The organism is Amycolatopsis sp. lyj-90 (assembly GCF_046549035.1).
Lineage (GTDB): Bacteria > Actinomycetota > Actinomycetes > Mycobacteriales > Pseudonocardiaceae > Amycolatopsis.
The window spans coordinates 334,551-350,206 of record NZ_JAJPWP010000011.1; the positions used below are offsets into that span (position 1 = coordinate 334,551).

Here is a 15,656-nt window from a genome sequence, read left to right on the forward strand (position 1 = left end):
CGGCTTTCAGCTCACCTTCGGGGTCGCGCGAACACCGAAATGAAGGTATGACTCGCCGTTCGGCAGTTCATAGAACGTGAGCGGTGCCCACGTTTCGCCCCCGGGTGGCTTGAGGGCGAACAGTCCGGGCCCCGCCGGTATCAAGGGAAGTTCCTCCACCGGGTCCGGAACCAGTTCGGCGAGGGGACCGAGAATGGTGGTCCTGAGCAGCGGTCCGTCCGGGCCTTCCTCTACCTCCATCCGTACCCCGGCCCTTTCGTAAACCCCGGCGTACCGAGTGACGTCGAGGTCAAGTCCTTCGGCAGGTGGCGCGAACGGTTCCGGCATGGCCACTTCGGCGACCTCGGCGAAGATCTCCCGGTAGAGATCTGCGAAAAGGTCCCGGCCGTTCCCGCCGTTGGTGAGCAACGCGACGGCGATGCCCTGACAGGGAAGGACACGCAGGAAAGCCGTCTGCCCGAGGGTCCGGCCGTCGTGGCCGATGAGCCGGTGCCCGTTCCAATCGAACCGGATCCAGCCCAGGCCCCAAGAGTCGCCGAGGACGATCTTGTCCGGGAGATCGGCCTGGTGTGCGGCCATCGACGCGGTGGCCTCCTCGCTCAGGACCCGAGTGCCGTCCGCGGCGACCCCACCGCTGAGATGCATTCGCGCGAAAGCCAGAACATCGGCGGTGGTAGAGGTGATCAGTCCGGCCGGACCGATCGAACGAGGCAGCGACCAGGAAGGGGACGGAACCATCTCTCCTTCGTGCTCGTCATGGCCCAGGGCCGCGGAGTGAAGAAGCACTTCCTCCGGCAAGGTGGCGGTGTGGCTCAACCCGAGTGGCGTGAGCAGCCGGTCTCGCAACGCCTGATCCCAGGTCTGCCCGGTGACCTTCTCGATCAGCCTGCCGATCACCGAGTAACCCGAATTGCAGTAGGAGAACGTAACGCCGACAGGGTGATTTTGCCTCGCTTCGCCAAGCTCGTCGACGTACTTGGCCAGGCAGTCGTCACCTCGTCCGGTGTCGGTGAACACGTCGCCGTCGATGCCGCTGGTGTGATTGAGCAGATGCCGCAGAGTCACGGTTTTCGCGATACTGGGATCGGCGAGCCGCAGTTCCGGCAGTACCTCGGCGATCGGCGTGTCGAGGGCGAGCAATCCCTCGTCGACCAGCGCCATGGCCACCGTCGCCGTCCAGACCTTGGAAATCGAACCGATCTGGAACAGGGAATCGGTGCCGGCCGGGACTCCGGTGCGAACGCTGAGGACTCCGTGTGCGGCTTCCACCAGCTCGTCCTCGAACCCGTTGTTCCCGATCCGGAGGATGCCCAGCTGGGCACCGGGGACTTTGTGCCGCCGCGCGAGGTGGGCGAGCCGGCTCCGCCAGTGCTCACCGTCAACCCGGGGGTGACCGTCACGACCGACGTGCAGTTCGATCCAGTCCACCAACCGGCGGTTGTAGTCGATCCGGTGAGATGGCTTGCCGAAGACGACGAACCCGTGCGAAGCGTCAGGGTAGACGACCAGGTTGGCAGGAACGCCCCGCTCCTTCAACGCGGCGTGCCACAGCTGAGCTTGACCGAGCGGGAAGGCCGAATCGTCGGCTCCGTGGAGTAGCAGCGTGGGTGTCCGGACCGCGCCAACCCGAGCGAAGGGCGACATTTCGGCATAGTTATCAGAATCCGCCCCAGGAGCTTCGCCGAGCTCGAAGGCGCTGAGCAAACGCCGGTCGTCACTCGTACCGCCCAAGCTGACGAGGTCACTGGCTGCCCCGCCGGCGATGGCTACCGCGAACCGGGCATCGTGCCCGGTCAGCCAGCAGGCCATGTACCCGCCGTAGCCGTACCCTGCCACCGCGAGCCGGTCCGGATCAGCGAAACCATTCAAGACAAGCTGGTCGATCGGCTCGAGAAGGCCTGGGGAGTCGGCAACGCCGCAGCGACCTTGAATTCCGGTGTAGAACTCCTCGCCGAATCCGTCGCTGCCGCGCGGGTTCACCAGGAGCACCGCCCAGCCCCGGTCGACGAGTTCCTGGTGGTAGAGATGGGCGCTGTTCAGCGCCCCGCTCCAGGCGTTGTGCGGTCCACCGTGGATATCCAGTAACAGTGGCATCGGGCCGGGTCGATCGTGGTCGTACATCAGCCACGATTGCACCGATGTGCCGTCCTCGAGGGTGAACCACTTCTCTTCCCGAGGGTAGAAATCGAGCCCGGCGGTGGACACGCCGTGGTCGGTCAGCACCGTTCTGGAACCGCTGTCAAGGTCCACGACCGCGATCTCGCCGAACGAGGTGGACGTACTGAGCGCCATCGCGGCGACACCCTCACCGACGGACAGGCCTGAGACCAGCACGTCATCGGCCACCAGCGGCTGGGCACGACCACCTTCCGAGGCAACCGACCAGAGATGCGTCCAGCTCTGTTCCCGCAAGCAGAACCACACCCGGCCGTCCACCTCCGCCGGGCGGTCGCCCAGCATGGCCGACGCGCCGGACATGACGTTGCGGTCCACTTCGGACGCGAGGTCGGTGGTGGCACCATCGGAGACCGCGACTCGATACAACCTGGAGTGGCCCGATGGGTGCCCCGTCCATCCCGTCACCAGCAGCGCCGAACCGTCGCCGAACCAGCTTACGGTGGTGACGACACCTCCGGCGAAAGCCAGCACTCGCGGCCGGGCGAGAGGTACGTCCACCCTGATGAGCTGCACGGGTACACGAAGACTCAGGTCGTTGTCACACTCGGCCGGAGCGGCGTAAGCGAGCGTCGTACCGTCCGGCGACCAGGCGGGCGCCCCCGCGTCGTGTGGCCCGTCGGTCAACTGCCGCAGCTCGTGCGTGTCCAGATCGAAGACATGCAGCTGGTTGCGCACCCTGCCTTTCCCCTGCCACCCGTCACGCTGGTAATCGATGGCGTCCGAGCCCGCTGGGACCCGTTCTCCACCGGAAGGGGCGACCGGCGCGGTGAAGGCGAGTCGACGACCGTCCGGACTCCAAGCCGGGGCACCGGCTCCGAACGGCAACTCGGTCAGCTGTTCGGCGTCGATCGTTCCGGGCTCGAGGAGCGTGAGCTGCCCACCGCGCAAGAACGCGATCTTGCCACCGTCGGGCGACCAGGCCGGCGCGGTGTCGTCCGGGCCCGCGGTGAGACGGCGGGAGGAGCCGCCCTCGACCGGCACCACCCACAGCTGATCCACATTACGGTCGAGCTCGACATCCTGGGTACGCAATACGTAGACGATCCGATCGCCGTCGGACGACAACGATGGCTGCGAAGGGATCGCGACATCGGCGAGGTCTTCGATACACGGTCGCTTGGTCATACTCGACTCCTTCGTGCGGTTCGCCCCGGAATGGCGGCTAGAAGTTCTTTGGTGTACTCGTGGACGGGGTCGGCGAGTACCTGCCCGGCGGGACCCTGCTCGACGATCTGACCGCTGTGCATGACCGCGATATGCGAAGCCACATAGCGCACTACAGCGAGGTTGTGGGTGATGAACAAAAGGGACAGGCCGAGGTCGCGCTGGAGTTCACGGACCAGGTTGAGCACCGCTCCCTGGACCGACACGTCCAGCGCGGAGGTGATCTCGTCGGCGATGATCACCCGAGGTTCGGCGGCGAGCGCCCTGGCCAGCCCTACCCGCTGGCGCTGCCCGCCGGAGAGCCGCGACGGCAGTGTCCGGGCGTGCGCCGGGTCGAGGTGTACCAACTCGAGAAGCCGCTCGACCTCGGCCCTCCGCTCGGTGCGGCTACGTCCGGGTGGCATCCCCTCGGCGATGCTGTCGCCGGCCGTCATCCGCGGGTCGAGTGAGGAATACGGGTCCTGGAAGACCATCTGGACCGGACGTGCTCTCCCCCGGGTCGGCACTGGGGCGCCGTCGAACGTGATCCGGCCTGAGGTCAAGGGACGCAGCCCGACAGCGGCCGCGGCCAGGGTCGACTTGCCCGAGCCGGATTCGCCGACGAGTCCGACCACCGCGCCCGTGGGCACGGTCAGGTTGGCCTTGTCGACCGCGATCACGGAACCGTGGCGGATCGTGACATCTTCGAAGCGCAGTTCGCTCACGGCGCCTTCACCAGCTCTCCGGAGTTCCGTTCGGACGGCAGCGGCTCGTCTGCGTGCCAGCACGCGACGCGGTGGCCGTCCGACAGATCAGGTCGCGCCGCCAAGGGCGGATCCTCGGCATGGCAGAGATCGTCCGCGAGGGGGCAACGCGCGGCGAAGGCGCACCCGACCGGGTTGTCCGCCGGGGTGACCGGCCGGCCGTGGATGGTCGCGAGCGGCTTGTCCAGGTCGGTGTTCATATCCGGCACCGCCTCGATCAAGGCACGGGTGTACGGATGCCGCGCGAGGCCACGCAGGCCGGCAGCTGGAAGGTCTTCGACAATCCGTCCCGCGTACATCACCATCACCCGGTCGCAGACCTCCCCGACTACCGCGACGTCATGGCTGATCAGGATGAGCGCGACGTCGTCGGTCCTCCGGATGGTGGAGAGCAGGTCGAGGACCTGGCCCTGCACGGTGACGTCGAGCGCGGTGGTCGGTTCGTCCGCGACGATGAGTGCCGGCGATCCCATCACTCCCATTCCGATCATCGCCCGCTGCCGCATTCCGCCCGAGAACTCATGGGGGTACTGGCGGGCTCGGCGTTCCGCTCCGGGAATCCGTACGGCCTCGAGTCTGTCCACCGCACGATTCATCGCCTCGGAGCGCTTCATCCCGTGGTGCTCGGTGGCGACCTCCGCGAGCTGGCGACCGATTCGACGGGTCGGGTTGAAGGCGGTCGACGGATCCTGGAAGACCATCGCCATCGAAGTGCCGAGCACCCTGCGCCGCACGGCGGTTTCCGGGGCGAGAAGATCGTTCCCCAGCAGTTCCAGCCTGGACGCGTCCACCCGGCCGTATTCCGCGACGAGTTTCGTGATCGCCAGCGCGGTCAGGGATTTGCCGGAACCCGACTCTCCGACGAGGCCGACCGCTTCCCCACGACGGACGGTGAAGGACACTCCCCGGACCGGCCGGACGTGACCGTGTGCGCCGGGCAGGGTGACCTCGAGATCGCGGACTTCGAGCACAACGTCTGGAGTGGTCGTGCCGGGCTCGGGGAACTCAGGGCCATCCACCGGCTTGCGCCGGGGCAGCGCCAGGTTTCGGACGCCGAGTTCAGTGGAAAGGCCAAGTCCCTTGGCAATCGACTCGCCGAACAGATTGAACGCCAGTCCGGCCACGAGGACCGCGGCGCCCGGGACCAAGGCCGCGAGAGCGTTGCCGTAGATCGCGGCGATCCCGTCGAAGAGCAGCCTTCCCCAGTCATAGGAGGGCGCCTGGACACCGATGCCGAGGAACGACAGCCCCGCGAACGAAAGCAGCGCCGTCCCCGCGCCGATGGTGGCGTTCACGACCAGGGGTTCGGCGATATTCGGCAGCACATGACGGATCAGAATCCGGAATCGCCCGATCCCCACGGTCCGGGCGGCCGCGACGTACTCCCTCGCCGTGATTCCGGCGACGAGGGTCTGGATGAGGCGCGCGAACGCGGGCGCGCCGGCCAGACCGATGGCCAGGACAGCGCCTGTCGCGCCGACCCCGAAAACGACGGCGAAGAACAGTGCCAGCAGGAGCCCGGGAAAGGCCACCGCGATGTTGACCGCCGCCGAGACCAGCCGCCCGGACCGCCTGCCGAGCAGAAACGGCGCCGTACCGAGTACCAGCCCCGCCGCCACCGTGATCGTGACCGCCAGCAGTGCGAGGAGGAGGGAAAGACGGCTCGCGACGACAACCCTCGCCAGGATGTCCCGGCCCAGGTTGTCGGTGCCCGCCCAGTGCCTCGAGGACGGGTCGGCGAGGATGTTCTCGGTGTTGACGGCTTCGGCCGCGTCCCCCCACACAAGGGGCCCGAAGACAGCGAGGGCGAGCACCACGGCCACCAGACCGGCGGCTGTGAGGCCGAGCGGGGTGCGCAGTGTCCGAGCCCAGCGTTCCAGCATCTTCAAACCTCCCGGATCTTCGAGCGCGGATCGAGCAAGGCGAGCGCGACGTCCACGACGAGGTTGATGAGCAGCACTCCGAGGCCGTATACGAGCACGATGCCCTGCACGACCGGGTAGTCCTTGGTGAGGATCGACTGGACGATCGTGCTGCCCAATCCCGGCCAGGCGAAGACGTTCTCGACAAGGACGGTGCCGGTGACAAGGGCTCCCAAGAGGAGGCCCCCCAAGGTCAGCGACGCGGTGACCGCGTTCGGAAGAGCATGTCCCAGATAGATTTTACGAGCGGGAAGGCGTTTCGCCTTCGCCGTTCGCACGTAGTCCGCCTCGAGCACAGCGGCCATCTCGACGCGGACGATCCGCGCGAGCACAGCCGCGGGACCGATCGCCAGGGACAGCACGGGCAGCAAGTGGGCCGCGGCCGTGTCGTTCCCCGCGACCGGGAGCAGCTCCAGACGGATCCCGAAAAGATAGACGAGCGCGACCCCGATCAAGAAATCCGGGATCGTCGCCACGACCACGCTGCCCGTGGTGAACGCGAGCTCTGCCCGCCGCCCACGCCCCCGCCTGGTCAGGACGCCCATCGTGACTCCGAGCGGAATCGCGATCACCACAGCGGTCAAGAATGCGAACGCGGCGAGGGTCAACGTCGCGGGAAGCCTCTGCGCGAGGATGTCCGCGACGGGGAGCTGCGAACCGAGCGAAGTCCCGAAGTCACCGGTGAACAATCTTTTCAGGTACGCCAGATACTGGTCGAAGATCGGGTCGTTGAACCCCAGGGCTTCACGACGTGCCTCGACGAGTTCGGCCGGCGCGGTAGGCCCGAGCGCGCCCCGCACCGGATCTCCGGGAATCAAGTGCAACATCAGGAACGAGGCCGTCACCAAGACCCAGAGCGAACCCAGGAGGCGTCCGAACCTCCGGATCCCGTACCGGACCCACGGATTTGCCGGGGCTTTGGACGGCGAACCAGGAGCGATCGTCTCGACCGACATGTGCGTTGCCATCCTTGGTCATTTGGCCAGCATGCGGATACTCGTCGGCACGAGCTGTCCCGGTACCTGGAACTCTGCGGCCTTACCGAAGGTGCGAACAGGCTTGCTCGCGAAGGGCACGAGAGCTCCCTTGGCGACCAGGCCCGCTTCCGCGTCGAGCCAGCTTTGGCAGCCGGTCGTGCCCTGAGTGGTCATCGCCACCCGCACTGCCTTGTCGTAGTCGGGATCCGCGATGGCGGCGAAGTTGTTCCCCGCGGGGGCCGCCGGTCCGGACAGGAACGGGATCAACTGATCCGGCGTGCTGACGTTCAAGGAAACCCAGGCGACATCCCAATCACCCGCTCCGAACAGGGTTCCGGTCAGCGTCGTCTCGTCTTGACTCCGCGCCGTGGCCTGGACCCCGACCGCCTTCCACTGTTGCACCGCGAGTTCCGCCGCCGCGTCACCGCCTGAGCCGTTGTTGTTCTGGTGCAGGAAGTTCAGCGACAGCGGCTTGCCGTTCTTGACACGGACTCCATCGGGGCCGGCCTTCCATCCCGCTTCGTCGAGCAAGGAGGCCGAGGCCTGTGGGTTCCGAGCGGGCACGGACCGGGAGATCGAGTCACCGCGACAGGCGACCGGCTCATTCGAAGCGAGCGTGGTGGCGGGGCCGCCTTGGCCCGACGTGAGCACCTTCTGTAACTGGGCGAGGTCCAGTGCCTTGGTCAGTGCCAGCCGGACTTGGGGATCCTCGGTGACACGGCCGGCACGATGGTTGTACCATTGCTCGCCCACCAGCCCTGGTGTATCCGCCGAGAACAGCCCCGCCTTCTCCAGACGCTCGGCGTCGGGGCCCGCGATCTGGGCCGCGTTCAAACCGCCGGAAAGCAAGAGGTTCGCCGCCGTGGACTCGTTCTGGACCACCTTGATCACAACGGTCTTCGGTAGCCCCTTGGTCGCCGTGGTCGCTCCTCCAGGCCCCCAGGTGTAACCCTCTCGAATCGAGTAGGTGTAATGATCGCCGGGTGCGGCCTCGCTGAGCTTATAGGGACCGGTGCCGGCGGTGGCCGACTTCAGCGAGGCCCGCTCGGTGAGCCCACCGGGACAGATGATGGGCAGTCCACTCAGTCCTTTGAGGATGAAGGGAGCGGGTTGCGCGAGTGTGATGGTCACGGTGCCCGCCGAGTCATCACCGACGGTCTTGGCGCCGGGCGGGAAAAAGGTTCCGAGGAAAGGGCTCTGGTTCTTCGGCTCGGTGATGAAGTTGAGATTGTCCGCGACGGCCCCGGCGGTCAGCTTGGTACCGTCCGCACAAGTGATCCCTGGCGTGAGGGTGAGAGAAACGATGTTGCCCTTGACCTCCCATGTCTTGGCAAGGGCAGTGCGGATCTCACCGGACTTCTCATCGGTGGACAGCAGGGCGTCGTAGGCGAACTGGGTGACGGTGAACAAGCCGCTCCCCGCACCCATCTGTGGATCCAAGCTTCCCGGATCCGACGAAAGGCCGAGAGTGAACGTGCCACCGTCGATGATCTCGGCCTTCTCACTGCTGTTCGAGGCGCTTCCGCAGCCGGTAAGCGTGGCTGCCAGGCAGAGACACAGGCCGTACAAGCCCGCGGTGGTCAGCTTCATGACGGTTCCGTTTCTATGTCTGGTCACTTTTCCTCAGTGGCCTGGGTTCAGGCGCCTGCGCGGCGAACAGCGCGACCGATATGGAGATAGAGCGCGTGCCCTGTCCCGTCGTCCCCGACGAAGGCATGAGGCATGTGGAAGCCATTGTCGGGCAGTAGTGGAATCAGCATGTCGTCGCGATAGTGCACCAGTTCGGCCCGCTCCGGCTGGAGGCCGAGTCCTTCCGCGATGGATCCTTTCGGCAGCTGCTCGATCCAGATCCGCTTGTCTTCGCCCTGGCTCACGACAAGGTCGTAGAGATCCGTCGAGTAGGTTCCGGTGAACCGCTCCGCGTCGATCACAACGGGATCAGCGGGCGGCGCGGGCAGCGCGGGCAGTGTCTTTCCGGTGAGCTCGCCGAGGACATCTCCGACGATGTCGTGGTAAAGCGAGGTACCATCCCCACCGTTGGTGAGAAGCGCGACAGCGACCCCCGCCTCCGGGATCATCCGCAGGTAGGCACGCTGACCGATGGTGGTGCCGTCGTGGCCGATGATCGCGCCGTCTTCGCGGTCGAATCGTTCGAAACCCAGCCCCCAGGAAGAACCCATCAAGCCGAGGTCCGGGAGATCGACAGCCCGTCCATGCATGCTCGCCGCGGTTCCCGGGGCCAGGACCTGGGTTCCGTCCACGGCCTTGCCGTCGTCGACGTGCATCCGGGCGAACTCGATCAGATCCCTCGCGCGCATCGAGAGCATCGACCCGGCCGGGGCGTTGGAACGCGCCATCGCCCAGACCGGGGCCGGATGATGGCCGGTTCCCGGTTCGGACTCGATATGCCCGACCGCGGCACGGAACAGGATCGCCTCGTAAGGTCCGGTGGCGACGTGCTCGAGTCCGAGCGGCGTAACGAGATCGTCGCGCAGGCAGGCGTCATACTGCTTTCCCCGAATCACCTCGACGAGCCGCCCGAGCAGGCAGTAGCCGGCGTTGTTGTAGGAGAACCTCTCGCCTGGCGTGAACAGCTGCGGTACGTCGCGCAAGGCCTCGACGAACTTCTGCAGGCAATCGTCCCCGATTCCGGTGTCCGTGAAGATGTCGCCTTCGAAACCGGCCGTGTGAGTGAGCAATTGCCGAACGGTGATCGCCGAGGACGCCTGATCATCCTTGACCCGGAATTCCGGCAAGTATCCCCGGATCGGCGCGTCGAGTTCGACAAGGCCCTCGTCCACCAATTGCAGTACCAGGGTGCTGGTCCACAACTTGGTGATCGAGCCTATCTGGAAGATCGAGTCGGGGGTCGCGATGACCCCGGTCGCCTTGTTCAGGATCCCGGCGGCACCGTCGATCACCTGACCGTTCCGAAGTACGGCCCAGGCCGCCGCCGGAACCTCGTGTTCGCGGAGAAGCCCAGGCAGTCGCTCTTGGATCCGCTCGTGAAGGTCAGAAAGTTCTCCCATGCCCCGGAATGCTAGGTAGGACAGGCGTTCCTTTGTTCGTCGTCTGCGACAACATGCTCTCACCCGTTTGGTCGGCAACGACGATTTTCCCGGCCGACGGGGCGAACGGGCAACCACCTGCACATTAAGGCCATTGTTCGACCAGGCCAGGGGCGTGGTCTGGTCTTCGCGGGACAGACTGGAGACAGGTATCCGGCACCCGGCATCGAAGGAGGACCCGTGCACGTTCCGCCAGTGGAGGATGTGGCCGGCCTCCGCCTCACCGTCCAAGCCGGACTGATTCGAAAGGGCCTCGTCGTGCGCACGAGCCGCGAAGGACACAACCCACTCGCCAGGCCGATGTGGACGGCCACCTTTCCGGGGCAGTCCACCCCTCCCACCTGGCGGCCCGGATGACCATGGTCCACCTTGGCTTCCCGGACGGCACGGAGACAGTCCACGGCAAGGGTGTTCACGGTCGAGCCCGAAGACGACTTCGTGAAGCAACTGTCAGGGACGGGGCACGCTGACCCGGTAGGAGTTCCGGCCTACGCCTATATCACCTTGACCGAAGACGGCTTTCGTACGGCCGAAGGTTCCGATGAGCGAGCCCGTATCCGCGAACGTGCTCACCGAAACCTGGACAACAAGAAAGGGAAGTTCGCCGGCGAAGCACGGATTCCCCGGCGTTCGAGCTCCCCCGCGAGACTCAGGAAAACCATGAAAAAGAGGAAGCGTCGACACACCCCCACGCCTGTTACCTCTCCCGAAGAGACGCCACCGGAAAGTATGGTACAAGTGCTTCTCGTCGACCCACAACCCCGTCGGCGGCAAAATTTGGCAAGATACCTGAAAGGCATGGGGATTCGAGACGTCGCCGAGAACTCGACGCAAGATGGCATCCGCCCTGAGGACCCACTCGACGGCTACGATCTGGCGATCATCCACGCCGGCCGCAGTCCCCGGCTCGCGGTCACAGCGATCGACACTCTTCTCCGGAATGGCACGAAGCGCGTCTTATTTGTCACATCATTCGCCGATCCCGCCCTTGCGATCGAGGCCATCTCCCGAAACGCCGTCGCATACCTTGCCGACCGGCCGGCCTTTTCGGCGACTGCCAGACCGCCCGAAACCACGCCGCAGCCCACCAGGGTCTCGCCCGTCAAACGCTTGCGCCCCATACCCGGCGCCCGTGCCGCCCCCAGAGAGAACAGGGAGCGCTGGGAAGTCTTTTCCGCCAGAGAAATCGAGATACTCGAACTAGTCGCGGACGGCAAGAAGAATTCGGAGATCAGCGCCGTCCTCGAGTTGTCCATCAACACCGTAAAGGGACATCTCGCTCGTATCGGCCGGAAGATGAACACCGGCGACCGCGCCAGAATGGTACTGCTCGCCTTGCGCTCAGGAGTCATCACCTGAACCTCTCCGCTGCTCGGGCGCCAACGCCTGCCTGCTCGCCCGGCAACCCGGCAGGGTCAGGTCCTGGCTGGCGGATCCTCCCTATCGCCGACCGATCTCGGCGTCTGGTCCGTGGACACGGGGAACAGGATGGACCTCAGCTCGTTCCTGCCGGAAATACCCAGCTTGCGATAGATGTTCGACAGGTGGAACTCCACAGTGCTGTTGGCCAGCCGTAGCCGTTCGGCCACTTCCCGGTTGCCGAGACCGACTTGCGCGAGGCTCAAGACCTCACGTTCTCGTGTTGTGAGTCGCTTCCCGGCGCTGGTCACGACCCACCGCCTGGACGCCTCGTCGACACGGTCCACCCAGACTCTGCTCCCCAGATAACGAGCCGTCTCGCGAGCCTCTTCCAAGGCGGCGCGGCTCTCCTCGACTCTGCCGGCGAGTGCCGACTTGAGCCCGAGTTCATAGGAAGTGCGCAGCAACGTTCCCCGCGCTCGAGCACGCCGGAGGTGGCCGATCGCGGCGGTGAGCATCTCGATGTCGCGGCCGTCCTCGGACACAAGTGCGGCGGCTCGCAGCGAGGAACCGATCGCATGTGACGTCCCCCAGCGACGAGCCTGCAGGAGTTCATCGTCGGCCAGTGAACGCGCCAGGCTACGTCGTTCGGTCGCGGCAGCACACAGAGCGGCCTGTGAACGCCAGCCGATCACCGCGGGATTGGTGACTCCCCACTCGACCAGCACACGTCCTGCGGCGGTGAAATCCTCGTACGCGGACTGCTGGCGTCCGGCGGCTTCCCGCAGCACTCCCCGTGCCGCGAGGATCTCGGCTCGATCCGACGCCTTTTCGATGGCGTGACCGAAACCGAAGGCGAAGAGCAGATTCTCACCACGCTCCAGTTCGCCGAGGTCGGCGAGCGCGAGAACAGCCCAGGCCACTGCCACCTCCGTGAACTGGGGGAATACGCCGCGCCGGAGCGCGTCGGACAGTAGCCTCGCGGCTACAGCCGGCTCTCCACTCAGCGAGGCGGCTCTCGCCCGCAACACGGTCACCGCCGAGCGGTGCGGATGCGATACCTCCCAGCCTGAACGCTTCTGTACCCGCTCCAGCTGCTCGTGCGCCGCATCGACCTCGCCCGCGTACAGGAGAGCGAGAACGGCCTGCCAGAAGGTACCGAGGTCATCCCAGCTCGACCCGGCGAGTGCCCTGTGTGCGGCGTCCACCGCGGCCTGGCGCTCACACCGGTTGACCAGCGATATCGCCGCGGTCGCGGCGAGACGCGCTTGAGGCATGACGCAACGGGCCCTCTGGACCCAGTGTCCCGACCTCGGGGCACCCGCCACATAGACCAACGTGGCACAGTCGATACCGGCGCTCTCCGACGACGAGACCGACAGGGCACCCCGCAGGGCTGACAAGACCGTCTCTTCCGCCTCGCTCCATCGACCTGCTCCACCCAGCCGGGCACGTTCGGTCCGCGCCTCCTCGAGAGAATGAAGAATGATCTCGACATCATCGGCCTCATTCGATTCGTGCATGAAATCATCCTTCGGCTGCCCAGGAACACCGTGTGCCCTCTTTCGAGAGTGCGCCACGGAGACGGCGTCGACGATCCAGTGAGCTGCCAAATGACAGGTACAGCAGGCTGTACCGAAACGTTGGCCTCTCATCTCACCTGAACTTTCTCCCGAAGTTTCGAGGACGCTCCGAAAGTGCACCCGCCGGGGCCATTCTCGGCCACCCGAGAAGGCGCCGAAGAACCAATATCAAACCAAGAGAGTCCGGCTTGGAAACTTAAAGGAATCACGACTTGACCCCAGGGACTGCTCTTAAAACCATGCTTGCCGATAAAACGAATTCGCGTAGTCTCGGTCGTTCCATTCGCACACTTGCCGAACAGCCGACCTGGCCGATACACAGACTCGCGAAAACCCCAGGATCCCTGGTTCGCCTGCCCCGCGCCGGACGCCCGCGACCTCCCGTCGACCAAGGTCATGCCATCTGACGCATGGCGGCCGCGACCGGCGAGGGACAACCCGACAAAGGGCTGCGGCCCTGCAGCCTTCCAGCACGACAGTGACATCCAAGTATGCCGACCAAGATCGGCGGCATATACGGGTCAGCCGCGACGGTCACCCACGGCGATACCAGTTCGACCGGAGCCCTACTGGTCACGTACTGAAAATCAGGGTGCGCCCCGGTCGACATGAAGATGCGTTCGGGCAAAGAACCTAACCGGATCGACAAGTCTTGAAGACGCACGGCTCGCCGACACACACATCTTCTTGATAGTGTCCACTAATTGATTCAGTTCGCGTGAAAGTCACCGAACTTCGACGCCTTGCCGATTACCGGGATTCCCTCTTCATCGGAAGGAAGCCATCGTGTCCGAGCCACGTATTCGCACGTTGAACGAGGACATCACAGCGATCACCCGAAAGTGCGATCGGTCTTTCGCCGCTTGATCAGCGCCGCCGAAGGCGATCAGCGACCAGCGAAGACTCATCAAAATTCACCCAGCCCCGAACCGTTCTCATAGCACGACTCGAAGGCACGGATCCGCTCGGCACCACAACGGCGAAGAACCTGGAAAGCACATCAACTGCACCGAACACATTGAAGGTTGGGAGTCATGAGCAACCAGTTGATCAGCGCCACAAATAAGGCCCCTTCCCCCGCACCACTCATGCAGCTCATCACCGGATTCTGGGCAGCCAAGACGTTGGCCTCGGCAGTCGAGCTTGACCTGTTCGACAAAGCGGAGAAGTCGGGTGGCTTGAGCAGGGAAGACGCTTCCCGAGTCCTGCAGATCCAGGATCGCCCCGCCGACCTGCTCCTCGCCGCGTGCGCATCCCTGGGACTACTCCAAAAGGAGGGGGAAATTTATGTGAACACTCCGCTGTCGCGAGAGTTCCTGATCCCAGGGCAACCGTACTATTTCGGCGGCTTCGTTCGCATGCTGGACCATCGAGAATACCCGGCATGGCAGGACGTCAGCCGCGCCCTGCGGGAGAACCGACCCACCACCTGGGATCCAGCCGTTCAACCTGGACTGTTCCACGGCGAAGACCCGGTCTTGCTCAGCCTGTTCTGGGAGGCCATGCACTCGCTGTCCATGTCGACCGGGCGCGAACTGGCGAGCATCCTTCCAGATTTCGCCCTGCGCACCAGACTGCTCGATGTGGGTGGCGGATCCGGGGCAATCTCAATCGAGCTTTGCCGAGCATTCCCGGAGCTTCGTGCGACTGTCTATGATCTCCCATTCGTACGTGAGACCGCCACCGATAAAGCGCACGAAGCAGGACTGAGCGAGCGCATAGATTTCGTGTCCGGGAACTTCCTCGAAGACAAGGCTCTTCCAGCGGGATATGACACGATCATGGTTTCCTCGATCATGCACGACTGGGATGAGAAGACCGACAGGGAGATTCTGGCGAAGTGCTTCGAAGCCCTGCCGCCAGGCGGCCTGATCATCATCAGTGAAATTCTTCTCAACGATGAGCGCACCGGCCCTCCCGAAGCGGCACTGATGGGCATGAACATGCTTGTCGAGACCGCGGGAGGGAAGAACTATTCCGGAAGCGAGTACAGGCTCTGGCTGACCGAAACCGGATTCACCGATGTCGAGATGATCAGTTGTCAAGCTGTCGGAACCAACGGGGTGATCATCGCCTACAAACCTTGACAGCGTGCGCGGACCGATTGGACATGGTCGAAAGTTGGCCCTAGCCATGCACGTCGGCGTGAAGCGGGTGGATTCTCCTCGCCGCGTGCCGTCAAGGGCCGCGACGGGGAATGACGGGACCGAGCCGGAGCACACCGGCGCTCCCGTCTTGCCCCGCTGTGGCCGGGGAGCGTGAGGACTGCGCACCCCGGCCACGCCTATCGCCAGGTGGCCGTCCCAGGCTGCCGTGATGACCATCCGCGTACCGCTGGTCGATGGTCCCGCGGCTCGTTGACACACGGCATACGCCTTGGTGCGCAGACGCTGTTCCATTGCACGGAACGGCTCCATGCGTCAAACGAAGGTGGTCCTTATGGTTGTGGCCTTGGAGGTGAAGCCCGCACATCAGCTTGCACAGCCTCGAACGAAGTACGCCCACAAGGTGCACTTAGGATCCAGTCACGCCCTTCGAGACCGAACAATCACCAGGTCGACCCACCTGAGTCCGGCGACCACGACACAGGCCACTCAGGCGAGGCAGCACCGCACCATCGGCGGCTACCTACTGGCGGTCCAGAAAGAGCCAGGCGTTCAAC

Annotated in this window: 8 protein-coding genes and 1 pseudogene; 2 read left to right on the forward strand and 7 right to left on the reverse strand. The window is 64.9% G+C overall.

Annotation, left to right across the window (positions count from 1 at the left end; all coding sequences use genetic code 11):
* Positions 1 to 6 precede the first annotated feature (6 nt).
* The 6 genes and pseudogenes from ACLJPX_RS35765 to ACLJPX_RS35790 all read right to left on the reverse strand — a co-directional run bounded on the left by ACLJPX_RS35765 (position 7) and on the right by ACLJPX_RS35790 (position 10,013).
* A complete protein-coding gene (locus ACLJPX_RS35765; RefSeq protein ID WP_410604773.1) occupies positions 7 to 3,303 on the reverse strand; it encodes a serine hydrolase in 3,297 nt (1,098 codons plus the stop codon).
* A 23-nt stretch (positions 3,304 to 3,326) separates the two neighbouring features.
* Positions 3,327 to 4,046: pseudogene (locus ACLJPX_RS35770) on the reverse strand (ABC transporter ATP-binding protein); the annotation flags it as partial.
* Positions 4,043 to 5,968 carry a dipeptide/oligopeptide/nickel ABC transporter permease/ATP-binding protein gene (locus ACLJPX_RS35775; protein WP_410604774.1) on the reverse strand — a complete coding sequence of 642 codons (1,926 nt, stop codon included), beginning with the start codon at positions 5,966 to 5,968 and terminating at the stop codon, positions 4,043 to 4,045. The gene ACLJPX_RS35775 and the pseudogene ACLJPX_RS35770, both read right to left, overlap by 4 nt.
* Positions 5,969 to 5,970: 2 nt before the next feature.
* Positions 5,971 to 6,963, reverse strand: coding sequence for an ABC transporter permease (locus ACLJPX_RS35780; RefSeq protein WP_410604775.1), 993 nt, complete (start codon positions 6,961 to 6,963; stop codon positions 5,971 to 5,973).
* An 18-nt stretch (positions 6,964 to 6,981) separates the two neighbouring features.
* Positions 6,982 to 8,574: an ABC transporter substrate-binding protein gene (locus tag ACLJPX_RS35785; protein WP_410604776.1), complete on the reverse strand. Its 1,593-nt coding sequence runs from the start codon at positions 8,572 to 8,574 to the stop codon at positions 6,982 to 6,984.
* 47 nt (positions 8,575 to 8,621) lie between these two features.
* Positions 8,622 to 10,013 (reverse strand): serine hydrolase domain-containing protein, encoded by a 1,392-nt coding sequence (locus ACLJPX_RS35790; protein ID WP_410604805.1) that lies wholly within the window; start codon positions 10,011 to 10,013, stop codon positions 8,622 to 8,624.
* A 447-nt stretch (positions 10,014 to 10,460) separates the two neighbouring features.
* On the opposite strand from ACLJPX_RS35790, the gene ACLJPX_RS35795 reads away from it, so the two are divergent.
* The gene (locus tag ACLJPX_RS35795) at positions 10,461 to 11,411 is read left to right on the forward strand and encodes a LuxR C-terminal-related transcriptional regulator (RefSeq protein ID WP_410604777.1); all 951 of its coding nucleotides are present in this window, start codon (positions 10,461 to 10,463) and stop codon (positions 11,409 to 11,411) included.
* Positions 11,412 to 11,467: 56 nt separating this feature from the next.
* Here ACLJPX_RS35795 and ACLJPX_RS35800 read toward each other — a convergent pair whose 3' ends face one another.
* Complete coding sequence (locus tag ACLJPX_RS35800; protein ID WP_410604778.1) at positions 11,468 to 12,688, reverse strand: helix-turn-helix transcriptional regulator; 1,221 nt, start codon at positions 12,686 to 12,688, stop codon at positions 11,468 to 11,470.
* A 1,340-nt stretch (positions 12,689 to 14,028) separates the two neighbouring features.
* Here ACLJPX_RS35800 and ACLJPX_RS35805 point away from each other — a divergent pair.
* A complete protein-coding gene (locus tag ACLJPX_RS35805) occupies positions 14,029 to 15,081 on the forward strand; it encodes a methyltransferase (protein ID WP_410604779.1) in 1,053 nt (350 codons plus the stop codon).
* Positions 15,082 to 15,656 lie beyond the last annotated feature (575 nt).